At 73.0% G+C, this 19,438-nt stretch carries 18 protein-coding genes; 12 read left to right on the forward strand and 6 right to left on the reverse strand.

Going from position 1 to position 19,438, the window contains the following annotated elements; translation table 11 throughout:
* The first annotated feature begins 42 nt into the window (after positions 1–42).
* The 4 genes from ACIGNX_RS21865 to ACIGNX_RS21880 are packed head-to-tail and all read left to right on the forward strand — an operon-like array spanning position 43 to position 4,009.
* Positions 43–543, forward strand: a complete 501-nt coding sequence (locus tag ACIGNX_RS21865; RefSeq protein ID WP_396542510.1) for a hypothetical protein — start codon at positions 43–45, stop codon at positions 541–543.
* Between the two features lie 60 nt (positions 544–603).
* Positions 604–1,191, forward strand: a complete 588-nt coding sequence (locus tag ACIGNX_RS21870) for an ArsR/SmtB family transcription factor (protein ID WP_396542511.1) — start codon at positions 604–606, stop codon at positions 1,189–1,191.
* Positions 1,184–3,028, forward strand: coding sequence for a prolyl oligopeptidase family serine peptidase (locus ACIGNX_RS21875; protein ID WP_396542512.1), 1,845 nt, complete (start codon positions 1,184–1,186; stop codon positions 3,026–3,028). The genes ACIGNX_RS21870 and ACIGNX_RS21875 overlap by 8 nt, the downstream gene beginning before the upstream one ends.
* Positions 3,029–3,064: 36 nt before the next feature.
* Positions 3,065–4,009, forward strand: a complete 945-nt coding sequence (locus ACIGNX_RS21880) for a GDSL-type esterase/lipase family protein (protein WP_396542513.1) — start codon at positions 3,065–3,067, stop codon at positions 4,007–4,009.
* Between the two features lie 21 nt (positions 4,010–4,030).
* Here ACIGNX_RS21880 and ACIGNX_RS21885 read toward each other — a convergent pair whose 3' ends face one another.
* A complete protein-coding gene (locus ACIGNX_RS21885; RefSeq protein WP_396542514.1) occupies positions 4,031–4,756 on the reverse strand; it encodes a hypothetical protein in 726 nt (241 codons plus the stop codon).
* A 69-nt stretch (positions 4,757–4,825) separates the two neighbouring features.
* Between ACIGNX_RS21885 and ACIGNX_RS21890 the strand changes: the two genes are divergently transcribed.
* The 4 genes from ACIGNX_RS21890 to ACIGNX_RS21905 all read left to right on the forward strand — a co-directional run bounded on the left by ACIGNX_RS21890 (position 4,826) and on the right by ACIGNX_RS21905 (position 7,481).
* Positions 4,826–5,470 carry a GNAT family N-acetyltransferase gene (locus ACIGNX_RS21890; protein WP_396542515.1) on the forward strand — a complete coding sequence of 215 codons (645 nt, stop codon included), beginning with the start codon at positions 4,826–4,828 and terminating at the stop codon, positions 5,468–5,470.
* Positions 5,471–5,631: 161 nt separating this feature from the next.
* Positions 5,632–6,018 carry an ATP-binding protein gene (locus ACIGNX_RS21895; RefSeq protein WP_396542516.1) on the forward strand — a complete coding sequence of 129 codons (387 nt, stop codon included), beginning with the start codon at positions 5,632–5,634 and terminating at the stop codon, positions 6,016–6,018.
* A gap of 136 nt (positions 6,019–6,154) precedes the next feature.
* A complete protein-coding gene (locus ACIGNX_RS21900; RefSeq protein WP_396542651.1) occupies positions 6,155–6,529 on the forward strand; it encodes an STAS domain-containing protein in 375 nt (124 codons plus the stop codon).
* Positions 6,530–6,797: 268 nt separating this feature from the next.
* Positions 6,798–7,481, forward strand: a complete 684-nt coding sequence (locus ACIGNX_RS21905; RefSeq protein WP_396542517.1) for a glycoside hydrolase family 11 protein — start codon at positions 6,798–6,800, stop codon at positions 7,479–7,481.
* A gap of 121 nt (positions 7,482–7,602) precedes the next feature.
* On the opposite strand, the gene ACIGNX_RS21910 is transcribed toward ACIGNX_RS21905, so the two are convergent.
* Positions 7,603–8,013: an alpha/beta fold hydrolase gene (locus tag ACIGNX_RS21910; protein ID WP_396542518.1), complete on the reverse strand. Its 411-nt coding sequence runs from the start codon at positions 8,011–8,013 to the stop codon at positions 7,603–7,605.
* A gap of 77 nt (positions 8,014–8,090) precedes the next feature.
* On the opposite strand from ACIGNX_RS21910, the gene ACIGNX_RS21915 reads away from it, so the two are divergent.
* From ACIGNX_RS21915 to ACIGNX_RS21930, 4 genes are all read left to right on the forward strand, one after another.
* Complete coding sequence (locus ACIGNX_RS21915; RefSeq protein ID WP_396542519.1) at positions 8,091–8,723, forward strand: AMP-binding protein; 633 nt, start codon at positions 8,091–8,093, stop codon at positions 8,721–8,723.
* 78 nt (positions 8,724–8,801) lie between these two features.
* Positions 8,802–9,992 (forward strand): hypothetical protein, encoded by a 1,191-nt coding sequence (locus tag ACIGNX_RS21920; RefSeq protein ID WP_396542520.1) that lies wholly within the window; start codon positions 8,802–8,804, stop codon positions 9,990–9,992.
* A gap of 107 nt (positions 9,993–10,099) precedes the next feature.
* Positions 10,100–11,533 carry a basic amino acid/polyamine antiporter gene (locus ACIGNX_RS21925; RefSeq protein WP_396542521.1) on the forward strand — a complete coding sequence of 478 codons (1,434 nt, stop codon included), beginning with the start codon at positions 10,100–10,102 and terminating at the stop codon, positions 11,531–11,533.
* Positions 11,534–11,549: 16 nt separating this feature from the next.
* Positions 11,550–12,800, forward strand: a complete 1,251-nt coding sequence (locus ACIGNX_RS21930) for an arginine deiminase (RefSeq protein ID WP_396542522.1) — start codon at positions 11,550–11,552, stop codon at positions 12,798–12,800.
* A gap of 9 nt (positions 12,801–12,809) precedes the next feature.
* Here the strand turns inward: ACIGNX_RS21930 and narI are convergent, their stop codons facing one another.
* Genes narI through ACIGNX_RS21950 form a run of 4 tightly spaced genes read right to left on the reverse strand, consistent with a single transcriptional unit; the run spans position 12,810 to position 19,436 of the window.
* Complete coding sequence (narI, locus tag ACIGNX_RS21935; RefSeq protein ID WP_396542523.1) at positions 12,810–13,508, reverse strand: respiratory nitrate reductase subunit gamma; 699 nt, start codon at positions 13,506–13,508, stop codon at positions 12,810–12,812.
* Positions 13,505–14,119 (reverse strand): nitrate reductase molybdenum cofactor assembly chaperone, encoded by a 615-nt coding sequence (narJ, locus tag ACIGNX_RS21940; RefSeq protein ID WP_396542524.1) that lies wholly within the window; start codon positions 14,117–14,119, stop codon positions 13,505–13,507. Before narJ ends, narI begins: the two co-directional genes overlap by 4 nt.
* Positions 14,119–15,774, reverse strand: coding sequence for a nitrate reductase subunit beta (narH, locus tag ACIGNX_RS21945; protein ID WP_396542525.1), 1,656 nt, complete (start codon positions 15,772–15,774; stop codon positions 14,119–14,121). Before narH ends, narJ begins: the two co-directional genes overlap by 1 nt.
* Positions 15,774–19,436: a nitrate reductase subunit alpha gene (locus tag ACIGNX_RS21950; RefSeq protein WP_396542526.1), complete on the reverse strand. Its 3,663-nt coding sequence runs from the start codon at positions 19,434–19,436 to the stop codon at positions 15,774–15,776. Before ACIGNX_RS21950 ends, narH begins: the two co-directional genes overlap by 1 nt.
* Positions 19,437–19,438: the final 2 nt, after the last annotated feature.

The raw sequence follows: 19,438 nt of genomic DNA on the forward strand, positions 1-19,438 counted from the left end.
AGCACGATCCGCAGGGAGGACAACGGATTCGGGGAGGTCGTGATGAAGGTGCCGGTGATCACCAGGGGAACCCGGACCGGTCGAGTTCGCTCGTTCGCCGCCGCGCTGGCGGTGGTGGCGTTGGCGGGAGCGGCTTCGGTGGCGGGCGGCGCGCCCGCGGCGGCGGCGCAGGGCTGCGGCGGGACGCTGCTGGGCCAGTACGTCTACAGTGACGACAACTTCGCCCAGGTCGACGTCTACCTGGAGAACGGCACCACCAACTGCCTGGTCAACCGCACCCGCGGTGCGTCCTGGGGGCAAGCCGCGGGCATGGCGGTGGCGGTGTCGAAGATCGCGGCCGACATCCCGGACTCGGGCAGCACCAACCTGTGCGCGGGCTTCACCACCACCGCCACGCGCAAGGCCGACTGCAGCGCCTCCTACGCCTACTACGCCGGGCCGGTGCGCATCGACGCGCCGAACTCCTGCATCAGCTTCGGCGCGCGCGCTAACACCGGCGGTTGGATCGAGCACGCGAAGTGGTCCAACCGCCACTGCGGCTGAGCACCGGACCCCTCACCGCTCGACCTTGACGGCCCGCTGTCGCAACACTAGTTTCGAAACATGTCTTTCGAACGGCGGCAGCTCACCGACGCCCACGACCTGCGGGCGCTGAGCCACCCGCTGCGGGTGCGGTTGATGGAGTTACTGGCCCAGGAAGGGCAGCTCACGGCCACGGAGGCGGCGACGGCGCTGGGTACGACGCCCGCCAACTGCTCGTTCCACCTGCGGCTGCTGGCCCGGCACGGGTTCGTCGAGGAAGCCGACGGCGGTGTCGGCAGGCAGCGGCCGTGGCGGCTGGTGGAGCAGGGGACCCGGATCTCCACGCGCGACCTCGACGCCGAGGGCCTGTCGGCGTTGCGCGCGCTGGACGAGCTGCGCTGGGTGCGCCACCGGCACCGGCAGTCCGAGTGGTGGCGCACCAGGGACAGCTACCCGGAGCCCTGGCGCGACGCCGCGTCGGAGTCGTTCGCCGTGCTGCACCTGACCGCCGAAGAGCTGATCGAGATGCGGGACGCCGTGCAGGACGTGATCGACCGGTACGTCGAGCGGGGCTCGCCGGCCAAGCGGCGGCCCGGCACCGCGCCCGTCGACGTCGCCGTGTCGATGACACCGCTGACACCACCACTTCCAGGGGGAGAACATGACTGAGTACCGCGACTTCGCCGCCCGGCAGCGCTTCCGCGCCAACGTCGCCTTATCACCGGACGGGGCCTGGGTGGCGTACGCGGCCAACCCCGAGGGCCGCGCCGACCTGCACGTGGCACCGGTGTCGGGCAGCGGCCCGGCCCGGCGGATCACCCACCACACCGACCAGGCGGTGCGGCAGGTCGCCTGGTCGCCCGACGGCCGCCACCTGCTCTACACCGCCGACTTCCAGGGCGACGAGCAGTTCCAGCCGTACCTGGTGGACGTGGAGGGCGGCACGCCCCGCCGGCTCACCGACGCCCCGGGCGGCCAGCACGTGCTCGGGTCGTCCATCTTCACGTTCGACTGCCCCTCGCCCTTCACCCCCGACGGCCGCGGCGTCGTCTACGCGGCCAACGACCGCGATCCCGCCGTGCAGGACGTGCTGGTCCACGACCTGGGAACCGGTGCGGTCCGGCGCGTCGAATCGGTCCCGGGCACGCTGCTGCACGCCGGGTCGGTGTCGCCGGACGGCCGGTGGCTGCTGACCCGCGGCACGCGCGGCAACTCCGACGCCGACCTCGGCCTGGTCGACCTGCACGAGCCGGACGCCCCGCTGCGGGTCCTCACCGGGCACGAGGGCAAGCAGCAGCACGTCGACGGCCCGTGGGCGGCGGACTCCTCCGGGTTCCTCCTGCTGCGCGACCGGGGTGGCGAGTTCCTCTCCCTGGGCGAGTACTCCCTGGCCACGGGCGAGGTCACGGACCTGGTGACGCCGTCGTGGGACGTCGAGCAGGTCGCGACCTCCGGCGCGGTGCGGGCGTGGACGGTCAACGAGGACGGCATCTCCCGGCTGTTCGCGCTGCGGGACGGCGAGCCCGTGGCGTTGCCCGACCTGCCGTCCGGCGTGATCGAGTCGCTGTGCGCCGCGGGTGACGTGCTGGCGTTCCGACTGGCCACCGCCACCCGGCCGCACGAGGTGGTCGTGATCGACCTGGCGACCACCGAGCTGCGGTACGTCACGTCCAGCGCGCCCCGGGTCGACGTCGCGTTCGTCGAGCCGGAGCTGATCCGCTATCCGACGCACGACGGCCGCGAGGTGCCCGCCTGGCTGTACCGGCCGCACGGTGACGGCGTGCGCGGTGTCGTGCTCTCCATCCACGGCGGCCCCGAAGCGCAGGAACGGCCCCACTACAACTACTCCGGCCTCTACCAGTACCTGGTGTCGCAGGGGGTCGCGGTGCTCGCGCCGAACGTGCGCGGCTCGACCGGCTACGGCCGGACCTACCAAGGGCTGATCCTGCGCGACTTCGGCGGCGACGAGCTGGGCGACTTCGCGCACGCCGTCGCGTACCTGCGCGGCCTGGACTGGGTGGACCCGGGGCGGATCGGCGTGTGGGGCGGGTCCTACGGCGGTTTCGCGACCCTGTCGTGCCTGTCCCGGCTGCCGTCGCTGTGGGCGGTGGGCGTGTCGCTGGTGGGTCCGTCGAACCTGCTCACCATGGCCCGGTCCGTGCCGGAGACGTGGCGCGCCGAGATGGCCGACTGGGTCGGCGACCCGGACACGGAGGCGGACTTCCTGCTGGAGCGCTCGCCGATCACCTACGCCGACGCGATCACCGCGCCGCTGTTCGTCATCCAGGGCGCGAACGACCCGCGCGTGGTGAAGGCGGAGAGCGACCAGATCGTGGCGTCGCTGCGGGAACGCGGTGTCGACGTGCGGTACGACGTGTACGAGGACGAGGGCCACGGTTTCGCCAACCGGGAGAACGAGGTGCGGGCGCTCGGGGACGCGGCCGACTTCCTGCTGGCCCACCTGGTCCACAGTGGACGACCGGTGGAGACCTCGAACGCGAGGTAGCCTCGGGACGAGGACACCGGGCGGAGAGGGGTCGGCGTGGCGGGGTCGCGGTGGTTCGGGGTGGTGGGGGCGCTGCTGGCGCTCGGCGCGTGCACCGCGGCACCCACGGCCGCTCCACCGGCCACCACGCCGACCTCCACCGCGGCGACCTCCACCGCGTCAACCTCAACCGAAGCCGGTGGCACACCACCCGCCGACGGCCTCTACGTGTCCCTGGGCGACTCCTACGCCACGGGTTTCCGACCGGCCGACGGCGGCACGCCGGCGGGTGCCGACCGGGACGGCTTCGCCTACCTCGTCGCCGAGCGGTCGGGGCTGCGGTTGGTCAACCTGGCGTGCAGCGGCGCCACGTCGGACCAGTTGCGGTCCGACGCGAACTGCCCGCGGGCCAACCGCGGTCCGGACGCGCCGGAGGTCGAGGGCGTCACGCAGCTCGACGCGGCGGTGCGCGTGCTGCGGGAGAACCGGGGCCGGGTCGGTCTCGTGACCGTCATCATCGGCGGCAACGACCTCGCGCCCTGCGCGCGGGCCCAGGACGTGTTGACGTGCGCCTCGCAGGCCGTCGCCGACGTCCGGACCAACCTCGCCGCCCTCCTGCCCACCCTGCGCGAGGCCGCCGGTGACGCCCCGATCGTGGGGCTGACCTACCCCGACGTGTTCCTCGGCGCGTGGGTCTCGCCCGCGTTCCCGAACGGCCAGGACCTCGCCCGGCTGTCGGTGACCCTGTTCCGCGACTTCTTCAACGCGGCCCTCAGGAGCGAGTACGAGAAGGTCGGCGGGCGGTTCGTCGACGTCACCGACGCCACCGGCGGCTACGGCCCGCTGACCGACACCACCGAGGACCCGACCTACGGCCCGATCCCGACACCGGTGGCGAAGGTGTGCTCGCTGACCTACTTCTGCCGGCAGACCGACGTCCACCCGACACCGGCCGGCCACGAGGCGATCGCCGCCGCCGTCCTCACCGCCACGGGGCGCTAGCGGTACCGCCCGACCCGCCGCCTAACGGCCGCGGAACACGCCCAGCACCCGCCGCCCGGCCAGTCGCACCGGTTCGACCACCGTCGCGCGCACCCACCGGGCCGGAGCCACCACGACGGCACGCCACACCCGCGCGACCACCCGGCCGACCGGGGCCACGACGACCTGGTGCGCCCACCGCGCCGGCACGACGACCAGCAGCCGGAACACCCGGGCCACGGCCGCACCGACCACCGCCGAGCCGCGCCCCACCAACCGGAAGGCCCAGCCCACCGCGTCGGCGAACACCCGCAGCGCCCGCCACAGCGCCCCCGCGCCCCGCACGACCACGGCCCGCCACAGCCACCGCAACGGCCGTTCGAACGCGCGCCACAGCAGCTCGCCGAGCGCCCGCAGCCCTCGGTCCGCCCACCGCAGCACGGCCCCGAGCGGTCGCAGGACGTAGCGCGCCAGCACCCCGCCGAACCACCGCACCGCCATTCCGGCCGGCCGCAGCAGGTACCGCAGCAGCAGCCCGCCGAACCATCGCAGCACCGCCCCGACCGGCCGGAACACCCACCGCGACGCCGCCCCGCCGACCGCGCGCAGGGCCGACCCGACCCACCGCAGCACCACCGCCAGCGGACGCCCCGCGGCGCGCCCGACGACCTTGACCGACTCCCACGCCAACCGCACCGGCACCACGACCACCACGGCGACGGCCCGTGCCACCCACACCGCCCACCGCGGCGGTTCCTCTGCGCTCACGTCCCTCCGACGCGGCCGGACCGCCATCGGTGCCCAACACAATCGCCACATCCTTGCAATAATTCCGGGTTGATCACCGACCCGCGGGTGGCGGACCTCGTGATGGCCTGGGGACGCGGCTGGGCCGTCTCCCGCCGCGTCCCCGCCCCCGAGGAGGTCCCCGGCGGCTTCCGGATCGACGTGGGGCGGCCCGGCCACCGCGTCCGGCACGTGCTGCACACCTGGGACCACGAGGCCCTGGCCGGCCTGGCCCGTCGCCACACCGCGCCCGGCACGTGGATCAAGATCAGCGGAACCGCCGCCGACCTGCGCGAAGCGCTCCCCGCCCCGTGGACGCCGGCCGACACCTGCTACCTGATGACCGCTCCGTTCACCGCGGGGGCGCAGGCACCTCCCCCGCCCTACGAGGTGCACTTCACCACGGACGGGGCAGCCACCACCGCCACCGTCGTCGACGACACGGGCGCCACGGCCGCCTCCGGCCACCTGGGCGCGGCGGGCGGGTTCGGCACCCTCGACCGCGTCGAGACCGCACCTCAGCACCGCCGCCGCGGCCTGGGCACCACCGTCGTGCGGGCGCTGGGCGACCACGCCACGCGCCGCGGCCTGCGCACCGGCGTCCTCGTCGCCACCGAGCAGGGACGAGCGCTCTACCGCAACCTGGGCTGGACCGTCCGGTCGGAGGTCGCGGCGGCGTTCGTCCCCGAGCGCTGAGCGGACGCCGTCGCGGTGAGCGCGGCCGGACCCGACGGCCCGGCGGCGTGGTTGCGCAATTGCGCGCAGCGAGGGCCGGAGGAGCGGCCCGCTCGACCAGTGCGGGCGCACCGGTGCCGGTGCGCCTGGATTTTTCCGGCCGGATGCCGCACAGTCGTCGTGTGGAGCCCTCGCTGTTCGGCGTCGTCGCGGAGTTCAGCGCGCCATGCGACCGCGGCGCTGCGGGGTTGGCCCGCGTTTTCACCCGCGGCGCCCTGGCCCGCCTGGGGTACGACGGGGACCACGACGACGTCGTGCTCGTCGTGTCGGAGCTGGTGAGCAACGCGTTGCGGCACACCGCCACCGTCCCGGTGATCCGGCTGGCCGGAGACCGGCACCGGGTGCGGGTCGAGGTCGCGGACGGCAGCCCGGTGCTCCCGCGCCGCGCGTCCGGCGAGGGTTGGGGCCTGCTGCTCATCCAGCGGTTGACCACCGCGTGGGGCGCGACACCGGCTCCCGGCGGCAAGGTGGTGTGGTGCGAGATGGCCGCCGATCCGGGCGTGCGCTGACGCGGGGAGCACCGGTCCGCAGCACCCCGAACATCGCGGGGCACGGTGTCGCCATGCCCACCGCCCTCCCCGAACGCGTTTGGTACAACTGTGGTCCGACAACGCAGCGCAGCGGGGAGACGTCGTGGCCGAGCCGATGGGGGAACCCTCACCGATCCTCGACATCCGTGTCACTCGTGCGGGTGAAATCCCCGTCATCACCGTGGCCGGCGAAGTGGACATGGACACCGTGCCGGAGGTGCGCGCCACCCTGGCCGCGGAGCTGGCGGGCGGTCCGCCCGCGCTGGTGCTCGACCTGACCGACGTCGGGTTCTTCAGCTCCGCCGGCCTGTCGCTGCTGCTGGACGCCCGTCGTCGCGTCGACGCGCTGGCCGTCGTGGCGACGCGCCGGGCCGTGCTGCGGCCCATCAAGGTCACCGCGATCGCGTCGCTGTTGAGCGTGTTCGGCTCCGTCGACGAGGCGCTGGCGCACGTGTCGCCCGCCGGCACCGCTCCGAACACCCGTTCCTGACCGGGCGGCCCGGAGGGCCGGACACCTCGAAAAAGCGAGCGTCGCACGAGAATGCGCAACGTTGCGAAACAGGTTTTCGCAAGCTTACGCGAATTGTTGACAACGCATCGGAGTCGACCGAACACTGTCTGCACCGACAGATCGGGAACGGATTCCCCGCCGCCGTCCGTGACCCGTCCGTGAACGGAACCGGTCGGTGTCGCACCGCAGGTCGGGATTCCGCGGTGCCGCCGCCCTTCGCTCGCCTCAACGAGGAGGAAGCACACCAATGGACGACAACGCCCCCGCGCACCGGATCAGCCGCAGGACGTTCATCGGCGGCGCCGGGGCCGGAGCACTGGCGCTCGGCTCCGGGCTGATCCTGCCCGGCACCGCGAACGCCGTCACGGTCAACACGAACCAGACCGGCACCAACAACGGGTACTACTACTCGTTCTGGACCGACTCCCAGGGCACCGTGTCCATGGACATGGGTTCGGGCGGCCAGTACAGCACGACGTGGCGCAACACCGGCAACTTCGTGTGCGGCAAGGGCTGGAGCACCGGCGGCCGGCGCACGGTGAACTACTCGGGCAGCTTCAACCCGTCCGGCAACGGCTACCTGGCCCTGTACGGGTGGACGTCCGGCCCGCTGGTCGAGTACTACATCGTCGACAACTGGGGCAGCTGGCGACCCACCGGCACGTACAAGGGCACGGTCAGCAGCGACGGCGGCACGTACGACGTCTACCAGACCACGCGGTACAACGCGCCGTCGGTCGAGGGCACCAAGACCTTCAACCAGTACTGGAGCGTGCGGCAGCAGAAGAAGACCGGCGGCACGATCACCACCGGCAACCACTTCGACGCCTGGGCGCGCTACGGCATGCCGCTGGGCAGCTTCCGCTACTACATGATCATGGCGACCGAGGGCTACCAGAGCAGCGGCAACTCGAACATCACGGTGAGCTAGCGCTTTCCATCCCGGTGGCGCGGCGGCAGCGAAGCCGCCGCGCCACCGCCGTGCGCTCCGGAGCAAGGACTGTCCACTCCGGACCGTTCCCGGTTCTTCGCGCCACCGCGGGGTCGAGAGCTCACGGACCGGTCACGCCGAACTCCGCGAGCAGCCCGTCCACCACCTCCGCGAACACCTCCGGCCGCACCAGCGGACCGAGGTGGTCCAGTCCCGGCACCTCCCGCACCGACCCGGCCGGCAGTGCCGCGCCCGCCGCGACGGGCGATCCCCGGTCCACGACCACCGACTCGCCGCCGCGCAGGAACACCGTCGGGCAGCCCACCAGCGGCAGGGCGTCGCGCCACGGGCACGAGACGGCGGTCCGGAACAGCCGCGCCTCGACCTCCGCCGCGCACCGCAGCCGCACGCCCCCGCCGGGCGCCTCCACCAGACCCGACGCGACGTAGTCGGCCAGCACCTCCGGCGCGAGGCCGGACAACGGCGGCCTGCCCGACCACCGGGCGTGCGCCTCGGCCCGCGACCCGAACACCGCGCGCCGCCGTGCCGCCGCCTCGGCGAAGGCCGGGTGTTCTTCCCGCTGCTCAGCGGCAGCCCGCGCTGTTCGCGGTGCCGACGTGCTACGGCAGGCTCATCGCCCACCCCGGCAGCGACCGGCCGGCCTCCCTCCGCCTCGCCGCGACCGGGGGCGAGGTGCTCGGGGAGGCGCTGGAGCGGCGCCTGGCGGAGGTGCTCGGGGACCGCCTGCTCAACGGCATCGGCACCACCGAGGTCGGCCAGGCGTTCACCCACAACACCAGGACCGCGCGGCGGTTCGGCACGGTCGGGCGCGCGTTGCCGCCGTTCGAGGTCCGCGTGGTGGATGACGGGGGCGCGCCCGTCGAGCCGGACGTGCCCGGCCGCCCCCAGGTGCGCGACCCGACGATCACGCTGGGCGTGGACGAGCACGGGCGGCCCCGGCGCACCGCGAACCGGTACGCCACCGGCGACCTCGCGTCGGTCGACGCCGACGGCCACGTGCGCGTCACCGGCCGGTTGGACGACATCGAGAACGTCCGCGCCCACGTCGTGCGCCTGGACGGCCCCCCTCGGCGACGACGAGCCGGCCACAGCCCCACCACCCTGGCCCGCGACCACCTGACCGCCTACAAGGTGCCGCGCGAGGTCGTGTCCGTGCCGTCCCTGCCGCGCACCGGCTCGGGGAAGCTGCGCCGGCACGTGGTGCGGACCTGGAAGCCCTGACGCGAGGTCCGGTGTCACATTCGTCGCCGTTCGGACGACGAACCACGTGGACACCCCCGGGGAGGAAGGTCGACGTCGATGACGAGAACGAGTGGTGGCGTGCACGAGCTGGGCAGCGACGTGCCGCCGACCGTCGCCGACGTCGACCGGATCGCCGCCCACGCCGACCCGGTGGTCCGCAACCTGATGATCACCCACTGCTACCACGAGCTGTCCCGCGCCCTGGCCGACCGCACGGGCGGGTCGGCGAACTGGTGCACGTTCGCGGTGTGGGCGTCCAAGCAGGTCGGGCAGACCATCCGGCAGGAGGACCCGGCACGGCTGCTGGAGCGGCTGCTGGCCTCCTCCCCCGAGACGCGGGCGTCGGCCGACCTGCTGGTGCGCGCCCTGCGCCTGGCCGTCCCCCGCCGGGTGGCCGACGACGCCGAGCGGCTGGTCCGCCAGGCCGTCGTGGCGACCGCGCGGCTCGACGCGGCCGCCGACGCCTCCGCGCGCGGCAACCTCAAGGTGTTCGCGGAGATCGCCCGCGAGTTCGCCCGCTTCCTCGCCGAGTTCCCCGGCGACGGGTCGATCGACACGTTCCGCGCCGCGCTGCGCCCCGGCGAGCCGCCCGAGGGCCAGCGCTACCTGGGCCAGGCGTTCACCCGCTACCACCGGGCGATGACCACCGACGACCCCAAGGAACGCGCCGAACTGCTGCTGCTCGCCAACGTCGAGATCGGCCTGCACGAGCAGACCCGCCTCCAGCCCGAGATCACCGCCGCCCTGGAGGCGCCCGTCGTGGACCCGCGCGACCTCGAGCGCCGCCTGTTCGACGTGCTGCTGCCGGGCAACCGGGTGGTCAAGTGGCTGCGGCGGGCGCTGCTGACCGTGCTCGGCCGCCGCACGGCGGTGCGGCTGGCCGCCGGGCAACTGGCCGACCGCGCCCGCGCCCTGGCCCGGCGCGCGGTCACCGAGCACCTGATGACGATGGCGCTGCCCGGCGGCGAGGTGCTGGACCTCGGCGTGGACCTGGTCGCCGAGTACCCGCCGCTGCTCGCCCACCTGGCCAACCCCGAGCTGCTGGCCCTGCTGCGCACCGTCGACCCGACCCCGGACAGCCTCCGCGACACCGCCGCCCGCGACTGGTCGGACCTGCCCGACCGCATGCACTACATCGCCGACCTGTTCCGCTGCCACGCCTCCCGGGCCGACCTGCTCGACCCGCCGTTCACCCCGGAGCAGGTCGCCGAGCTGACGAGCGGACGCCGCCCGCCCGGCCGCCTCTGACCCGTCGGGCGGCGCCGTCACCCGGTCAGGGGCCCGGAGCAGATCCTTTTGCGGGCCAGCGGACCCCGACCTACCGTCGGGTGGCCGGCAGCTGCGAGGTGACGACCATGACGGTGACCGAGACCCGGAAGGCGCAGCAGATGCCGCTGCCGACCCTGACCGCGATGGTGGTCGGGTCGATGGTCGGCGCGGGCGTGTTCTCGCTGCCCCGCAACTTCGCGCAGGCCACCGGCGTGCTCGGGGCCGTCGTCGCGTGGCTGGTCGCGGGTGTCGGCATGCTCATGCTCGCCTTCGTGTTCCAGGCGTTGGCGGTGCGCAGGCCCGAGCTGGACGCCGGCGTGTACGCCTACGCCAAGGCCGGGTTCGGCGAGTTCCCCGGCTTCTTCTCCGCGTTCGGCTACTGGGCGAGCGCGTGCGTCGGCAACGTGAGCTACTGGGTGCTGATCAAGTCGACGCTCGGCACGGTGCTGCCCGGGCTGGGCGAGGGCAACACCGTGCTCGCGGTGGCCGTCTCGGCCTTGGGGGTGTGGGCCTTCCACTACACGATCACGCGCGGGGTGAAGGAGGCCGCGTCGATCAACCGGGTCGTCACGGTCGCCAAGCTCGTGCCGATCCTGACGTTCGTCGTCATCCTCGCCGCCACGCTGAGGGCCGACGTGTTCTCGGCCAACTTCTGGGGCGGGTCGGAGGCGTCGGCCGGTGCGCTGTTCGAGCAGGTCCGCTCGACCATGCTGGTCACGGTGTTCGTGTTCCTGGGTGTGGAGGGCGCGAGCGTCTACTCCCGGTACGCCCGCAGGCGCACCGACGTCGGCCGGGCGACCGTGCTGGGGTTCCTCAGCGTGCTGGCGCTGTTCGCGTCGGTGACGCTGCTGTCCTACGGGGCGGCGACCAAGGAGGACCTGGCGGGCCTGCGGCAACCGTCCATGATGGGCGTGCTGGAGTCCGTCGTGGGCACGTGGGGCTCGGTGTTCATCGGCGTCGGGCTGATCGTCTCGGTGCTCGGCGCGTACCTGGCGTGGACGCTGATGGCGGCGGAGGTGCTGTTCGTCGCCGCGAAGGACGACGACATGCCGCGCTTCCTCAAGCGGGAGAACCGCCGGGGCGTCCCGGTCGCGGCGCTCGTCATGACGAGCACGCTCATCACGGCGGTGCTGGTCGTGACGGTGTTCTCCGAGGACGCCTTCACGTTCACCCTCAAGCTGTGCAGCTCGCTGTCGCTCATCCCGTACCTGCTGGCGGCCGGATACGCGCTGCGCATCGGCGTCCGCGACGACGCCGACGACCGCGGCCCGCGGGGGCGCGAGGTGGCCGTCGCCGCGGTGGCCACCGCCTACACCGCGTTCCTGATCTTCGCGGCGGGCGTCGAGTTCCTGCTGCTGTCGTTCATCGTCTACGCGCCGGGCACGGTCCTGTTCGTGATGGCCCGCCGGGAGCGGGGCAGGCGGGTGTTCTCCACCGCCGAGCTGGCCCTGTTCGCCCTCGCGGTCGTCCTGGCCGTCCTCGGCGTGCTCGGCCTGGCCACCGGTCTGATCGTGATCTAGCCGAAGGGACAAGGACATGACCGCCACGGTCCGGCGCCCGTCCGCCGCGTACGGCGTGCACTCCGAGGTGGGGGCGCTGCGCAAGGTGCTCGTGTGCGCGCCCGGCCTGGCCCACGCCAGGCTCACGCCGACGAACTGCGACGCCCTGCTGTTCGACGACGTGATGTGGGTGCAGAACGCCGTGCGCGACCACTTCGACTTCATGGCCAAGCTGCGCCACCGGGGTGTCGAGGTGGTGGAGCTGCACAACCTGCTCACCGAGGTCCTCGACGTCCCGGGGGCGAAGTCCTGGCTGCTCGACCGCAAGATCGTCGCCGACGAGGTGGGCATCGGCCTGGTGGCCGAGACGCGGGCCTTCCTGGAGGAGCTGGAGCACCGCAGGCTGGCGCAGCTGCTGATCGGCGGGCTGTCCACCGTCGACCTGCCGCCGGACTTCCGGCCCGGGTACCTGGCGCTGGCCCGCGAGTCGACCGGCGTGCCCGAGTACCTGATGCCACCGCTGCCCAACACGCTCTACACCCGCGACACCACGTGCTGGATCTACGGCGGCGTGACGCTGAACCCGCTGTACTGGCCCGCGCGGCACGACGAGACGCTGCTGATGAAGGCGGTCTACGAGTTCCACCCGGACTTCGTCGGCTCGACCGTCTGGTGGGGCGACCCGGAGCGCACGTGGGGGCTGTCCACGCTGGAGGGCGGCGACGTGATGCCGGTCGGCAACGGGGTGGTGCTGGTCGGCATGAGCGAGCGATCCTCCCGCCAGGCCATCACGCAGCTGGCCGCCACGCTGTTCGAGCGCGGCGCGGCCGAGCGCGTGATCGTGGCCGGCATGCCGAAGCTGCGCGCCGCCATGCACCTGGACACCGTGTTCACCTTCGCCGACCGCGACTGCGTGACGACGTTCCCGGACATCGTCGACGGCATCCACGCGTTCACGCTGCGCCCCGGTGACCCGATCGAGGTGACCGAGGAGAAGCAGTCGTTCCTGGACGTGGTGGCGGACGCGCTGAACCTGTCGAGGCTGCGCGTCGTGGAGACCGGTGGCGACGCCTACGCCAGTGAGCGCGGCCAGTGGGACAGCGGCAACAACCTGGTCGCCGTGGAGCCCGGGGTGGTGGTCGCCTACGACCGCAACACCCACACCAACTCGCTGCTGCGCAAGGCCGGCATCGAGGTGATCACCATCGTCGGCGCGGAACTGGGCCGGGGGCGCGGCGGCGGGCACTGCATGACCTGCCCGATCGCCCGCGACCCGGTCGACTACTGATCCGGTCGGCTACCGGCCGGTCCGGCTGACGTCACGGCTGCGGTAGACGACGTAGGGACGGGTCAGGTAGCCCAGCGGCATCGAGAAGACGTGCACCAGGCGGCTGAACGGCCAGAACGCGAACAGCGCCCACGCGGCCAGGGCGTGCAGGCGGAAGCCGACGGGCGTGTCGGCCATCAGCTCCGGCTCGGGCTGGAAGGAGAAGATCGAGCGGAACCAGGGCGCGACGGTCTCGCGGTAGTCGTGCGGGTGGCCGGTCAGGTTGCCCAGCACGGTCGCGCCCAGGCCCAGCACCAGCGTGCCGACCAGCAGCACGTACATCACCTTGTCGTTGCGGGTGGTCGCGGAGAACACCGGACCCACGGTGCGGCGGCGGTAGACCAGGATCGCCGCGCCGACCAGGGTGCAGAACCCGGCCGCCGCGCCGAGCACGACGGCGACGACGTGGTAGGCCGTGTCGCTCACCCCGGCCGCCTCGGTCCACGACTTCGGGACCAGCAGGCCGCCGACGTGCCCGAGCAGCACCAGCAGCACGCCGAAGTGGAACAGCGGGCTGCCCAGCCGCAGCAACCGGTTCTCGTACAGCTGGGAGGACCGCGTGGTCCAGCCGAACTTGTCGTAGCGGTACCGCCACACGTGCCCCACCACGAACACCGCGATGGCCGCGTACGGCACGGCCCCGTACAGCAGCAGGTCCCACGCGCTCATCGGCGGCCTCCCGGCATGAACTCGGGCGGGGCGAACGGCGCGAGCCCCACCTCCTCCTCCGGCGGCCCCTGCGCGGCGAGCCGGGCCACGGCCTCGTGGTCGCGCCCGGCCAGTGGCGGCAGCGTCGCCGACACCGACTCCAGCACCCCGGCCCACGGCGACCGCGCCTCGACCAACCCGAGCCGCATCAGCTCCAACCCCGCCCGGTGCTCCAGCAGCAGCCGCCGGCCGACGTCCGCGTCACCGGTCGCGGCGAACTCCAGCACCACGGCGAGGTGGTCGGGCAGCTCGCCGTCATCCGGTTCCAGCCCCGCCGCCCGGTAGGCGTGCTTGAACCGCAGCAACGCCATGCCGCGCTTGCGGGTGTCGCCGTAGGCGAAGTAGGTCAGGTAGGGGCTGAACCGCTTGCGGTGGTCGAACGTGGCCACGTAGTCGGCGGCCAGCGCGGTCACCGGCGTCGCCTCGACGTGGTCCAGGAACGGCGTCAGCGGCGCGGCGACCGGTTCGGGCAGCGCCGCCGCGACCGCCCGCAGCAGCGGCACCCGGTCGACCAGCGCCGGGTCCGGGTAGCCCAGGGCCAACGACTGCGCCTGCCAGGCCGCGGCGTTCATCACGACTCCCGACGCGGCGGGAACAGCCCCTCGGGCGTGCCCTTGCCGTCCCAGTTGAGCAGGTTGACGCGGCTGCCCTTGTCCACGGGCCCGGCGCTGCTGTCGCTGGTCTGCCGGTCGCGCAGCATCCGGAAGTTCTCCACCGCGATCGGGGACGCGCCGCCGGAGTTCTCGCCGAACGGCCCGGAGCCGCCCATCCCCGGCCCGTCCTCGTAGTCCAGGCTGCACCCGGTGGCCAGCTCCTCCAGCCCGTGCGCCTGCTCGGCGTGCGCGGGCGGGATGACGTAGCGCTCGTCGTACTTCGCCAGCGCGAGCAGCCGGTACAGGTCGTACACCTGCTCGCCGGTCATCCCGACCTTCGCCGCGATCTCCTCCCGGGGCTCGCGCCCGAGGTTGAGGTCGCGCAGGTAGGACCGCATCGCGGCGAGCTTGCGCAGCACCGCGTCCACCGGCCGCACGTCGCCCGCGGTGAACAGGTTGGCCAGGTACTCCACGGGGATGCGCAGCGCCTCGACGGCGGCGAAGAGGTTGCCGTGGTCCTCGGCGTCGTGCCCGGTGTCGCGCACGACGTCCACGACCGGCGACAGCGGCGGGATGTACCAGACCATCGGCAGCGTGCGGTACTCCGGGTGCAGCGGCAGCGCCACCCGGTAGGTGTTGATCAGCGCGTACACCGGGGAGCGCTGCGCGGCCTCCACCCAGTCGCGCGGGATGCCGGCGCGTTCGGCCTCGCGGACCACCTCGGGGTCGTTCGGGTCGAGGAACACCCGCCGCTGCGCCTCGCACAGGTCCCGGGGGTCGGGCGTGGCCGCGGCCTCCAGCACCCGGTCGAGGTCGTAGAGGACCAGCCCGATGTACCGCAGGCGCCCCACGCACGTCTCCGCGCACACGGTCGGGATGCCCACCTCCACGCGGGGGAAGCAGAACGTGCACTTCTCGGCCTTGCCGGTGCGGTGGTTGAAGTACACCTTCTTGTACGGGCAGCCCGACACGCACATGCGCCACCCGCGGCACCGGTCCTGGTCGACCAGCACGATGCCGTCCTCGCTGCGCTTGTAGATCGCCCCCGACGGGCACGACGCGGCGCACGAGGGGTTGAGGCAGTGCTCGCAGATGCGGGGCAGGTAGAACATGAACGTGCGCTCGAACTCGAACCGCACCTTGTCCTCGATGCCCTTGAGCATCGGGTCGCGGTGGCCGTTGTCCGGCGCGCCGCCGAGGTTGTCGTCCCAGTTCGCCGACCAGGTGATCTTCGTCGGCTCGCCGCTGAGCAGCGAGCGCGGCCGGGCGACGGGCGTGTGCTCCTGGCGGGGCGCGGTGGTGAGGGCGTCGTAGTCGTAGGTCCACGGCTCGTAGTAGTCGTCGATGCCGGGCAGCTTGGGGTTGCTGAAGATGGTCAGCAGCTTGCGCAGCCTGCCGCCGCCCTTGAGCCGGAGCCGGCCGCGCCGGGTGAGCGACCAGCCGCCGCGCCAGCGCTCCTGGTCCTCGTAGTCGCGCGGGTAGCCCTGGCCGGGGCGGGTCTCGACGTTGTTGAACCACACGTACTCGACGCCGGAGCGGTTGGTCCACGTCTGCTTGCACGTGACCGAGCACGTGTGGCAGCCGATGCACTTGTCGAGGTTCATCACCATCGCCATCTGGGCCATGACGCGCATCAGTAGGTCACCTCCTGGCGGCGGCGCCGGATCACCGTGACCTCGTCGCGCTGGTTGCCGGTCGGGCCGAGGTAGTTGAACGCGAAGCTGAGCTGGGCGTAGCCGCCGATCAGGTGCGACGGTTTGACCAGCAGCCGGGTCAGCGAGTTGTGGATGCCGCCGCGCCTGCCGGACGCCTCGGCGATCGGGACGTCGATCAGGCGGTCCTGCGCGTGGTGCATGAACACGGTGCCCTCGGGCATCCGGTGCGTCACCACCGCCCGCGCCACGACCACGCCGTTGCGGTTGACGGCCTCGATCCAGTCGTTGTCGGACACGCCGATCCTGCGGGCGTCCTCCTGGGACATCCAGATCGTCGGCCCGCCGCGCGACAGGCTGAGCATGAGCAGGTTGTCCTGGTACTCGGAGTGGATCGACCACTTGGAGTGGGGCGTGAGGTAGCGGACCGCGATGCCGCGCTCCCCCAGCTCGCCGACGCCCGGTTCGGCGAACAGGGCGGTCATGTCCAGCGGCGGGCGGAACACCGGCAGCTGCTCGCCCAGCTCGGCCATCCAGTCGTGGTCGAGGTAGAAGTGCTGGCGGCCGGTGAGCGTGTGCCACGGCTTGAGGCGCTCGACGTTGATGGTGAACGGCGAGTAGCGCCGCCCGCCGCTCTCGCTGCCCGACCACTCCGGCGAGGTGATCACCGGGACGGGCGCGCCCTGCGTGTCGGCGAACGTGATCCGCTTGCCCTCGTGCTCGGCCGCCAGGTCGGCCAGCCGCGTCCCGGTCCGCCGCTCCAGGGTGCGGAAGCCCTGCGCGGCCAGGTGGCCGTTGGTCGTGCCGGACAGGGCCAGGATCGCCTCGCAGGCGTGCACGTCGCGCAGCAGCGACGGCCGCCCGTCGGCCGGTCCGCCGCGGATCGCGCCGTTCTTGCGGCGCAGGTGGTCGACCTCGTCCTCCAGCCGGTACGTGACGCCCTTCGTCGTCGCGCCCAGCTCCTCCGCCAGGGGGCCGAGCGCGGCCATCTTCGCCGCCACCGCCGGGTAGTCGCGTTCGACGACGGTCAGCCGGGGCATGGTCACGCCGGGCACCGGCTCGCACTCCCCCGCCCGCCAGTCGCGCACCCGGCCGTGCGGGGTGGCCAGCTCGTCGGGGGTGTCGTGGGCCAGGGCGGTGGCCACGACGTCCCGCCGCACGCCCAGGTGCTCCACCGCCAGCGCGCTGAACGCGCGGGCGATGGCCTGGAAGGCGTCCCAGTCCGTGCGGGTCTGCCACGGCGGGGCGATGGCCGGGTTGAACGAGTGCACGAACGGGTGCATGTCGGTGGTGTTGAGGTCGTGCTTCTCGTACCAGGTGGCGGCGGGCAGCACGACGTCGGAGAACACGGTGGTGCTGGTCATCCGGAAGTCCAGCGTCAGCAGCAGGTCGAGCTTGCCCACCGGCGCCTCGTCGCGCCAGACGACCTCGCGGGGCCGGTTGGTCGTCTCCTGCGCGCGCAGCGAGGAGTCCGTGCCGAGCAGGTGCTCGAGGAAGTACTCGTCGCCCTTGGCCGAGGAGCCCAGCAGGTTGGCCCGCCACACGTCCAGCACCCGGGGGAAGTTCTCCGGCGCGTCGGGATCCTCGCAGGCGAACCGCAGCCGCCCGGCGCGCAGCTCGCCGACCACGTGGTCGGCCGGGGACGCGCCGGAGGCCGCCGCCTCGTCGGCCAGGTCGAGGGGGTTGCGGTCGAACGTCGGGTAGGACGGCATCCAGCCCAGCCGCGCGGACAGCGCGATGACGTCCGCGGTGGTGCGGCCGGAGAGCGCGCCACCGGACGTGGCGGCGGCCAGGGTGTCGGCGTCGAACGGGTCGTAGCGGAACTGGTCGGTGTGCAGGTACCAGAACGCGGTCTGGATCATCTGGCGCGGCGGGCGCACCCAGTCCAGCGCGGACGCGAGCTGCGTCCACCCGGTGACCGGGCGGCACTTCTCCTGCCCGACGTAGTGCGCCCAGCCGCCGCCGTTGACGCCCTGGCAGCCGGTCAGCGTGGTCAGGGTCAGGAACGCGCGGTAGATCGTGTCGGAGTGGAACCAGTGGTTCGCGCCCGCCCCCATGATGATCATGGACCGGCCGCGGGTCTCCTCGGCGTTGGCGGCGAACTCGCGGCCGATGCGCGCGGCCGCCTCGGCGGGCACGCCCGTGATCGCCTCCTGCCACGCGGGCGTGCACGGTTCACCGGGGTCGTCGTACCCGGTCGGCCACACCCCGGGCAGTCCCGGGCGGCCCACCCCGTACTGCGCCAGCAGCAGGTCGAACACCGTGGTCACCAGGTGCCCGCCCACCCGGCGCACCGGGACGCCGCGCCGCACGACCCCGGTCACGTCGAAGCGCGGCAGCTCCACCTCCACCGCCTCGCCGCCCGCCACCGACAGCAGCGGGTCGACCTCGCCCAGGTCCAGGTTCCACCGCCCCGCGCCGGACTCGCCGTAGCGGAACCCGAGCGACCCGCCCGGCACCACCGGTTCGCCCGACCGCGCGTCGAGCAGCACGGTCTTGAACGCCGCGTGCTCCACGTCGGCGTGCCCGTCGAGGTCGGCGGCGGTGAGGAACTTGCCCGGCACGAACGCGCCGGCCCGGTCCTCCAGCCGCACCAGGAACGGCAGGTCGGTGAACCGCTTGACGTAGTCGGTGAAGTACGGGACCCGCCGGTCCACGAAGAACTCGCGCAGCACGACGTGCCCCATGGCCATGGCCAGCGCGCCGTCGGTGCCGGGCCGGGCGGGCAGCCACTCGTCGGCGAACTTCACGTTGTCGGCGTAGTCCGGTGCCACCGCCACGACCTTCTGCCCCCGGTAGCGCGCCTCGGCCATCCAGTGCGCGTCCGGCGTGCGGGTGACCGGCAGGTTGGAGCCCCACATGACCAGGTAGCCCGCGTCCCACCAGTCACCGGACTCCGGCACGTCGGTCTGGTCGCCGAACACCTGCGGCGAGGCCACCGGCAGGTCGGCGTACCAGTCGTAGAACGACAGCATCGTGCCGCCGACCAGGGAGAGGAACCGCGCGCCGGACGCGTGCGACACCATCGACATCGCGGGGATCGGCGAGAACCCGGCCACCCGGTCGGGCCCGTACCGCTTGATCGTGTGCACGTGCGCGGCGGCGACCAGCTCCGTCGCCTCGTCCCAGGACGCCCGCACCAGCCCGCCCTTGCCCCGGGCCCGCTTGTACCGGCGGGCGCGCTCCGGGTCCTCCACGATCTGCGCCCACGCCAGGACCGGGTCGCCGGTGCGGGCCTTGGCCTCGCGGTACATCTCCAGCAGCACGCCCCGCACGTACGGGTAGCGCACGCGGGTCGGCGAGTAGGTGTACCAGGAGAACGCGGCGCCGCGGGGGCAGCCGCGCGGCTCGTACTCCGGGCGGTCCGGGCCGACCGACGGGTAGTCGGTCTGCTGCGTCTCCCACGTGATGATGCCGTCCTTGACGTAGACCTTCCACGAGCACGACCCGGTGCAGTTGACCCCGTGCGTGGAGCGGACCACCTTGTCGTGGCTCCACCGCTCCCGGTAGAACTCGTCGGCCTGCCGCCCCCCGACCCGGTGCAGCGTGCGCAGGTCGTCGGACACCTCGGCGCGGGTGAAGAAGCGGCGCGTGCGGACCAGCGCGTCGGCCAACTCGGAGTCGAGGCGTGGCTCGGGGCTCACGG

It is taken from the genome of Actinosynnema sp. NPDC053489 (genome assembly GCF_044544865.1).
Classification (GTDB): domain Bacteria; phylum Actinomycetota; class Actinomycetes; order Mycobacteriales; family Pseudonocardiaceae; genus Actinosynnema.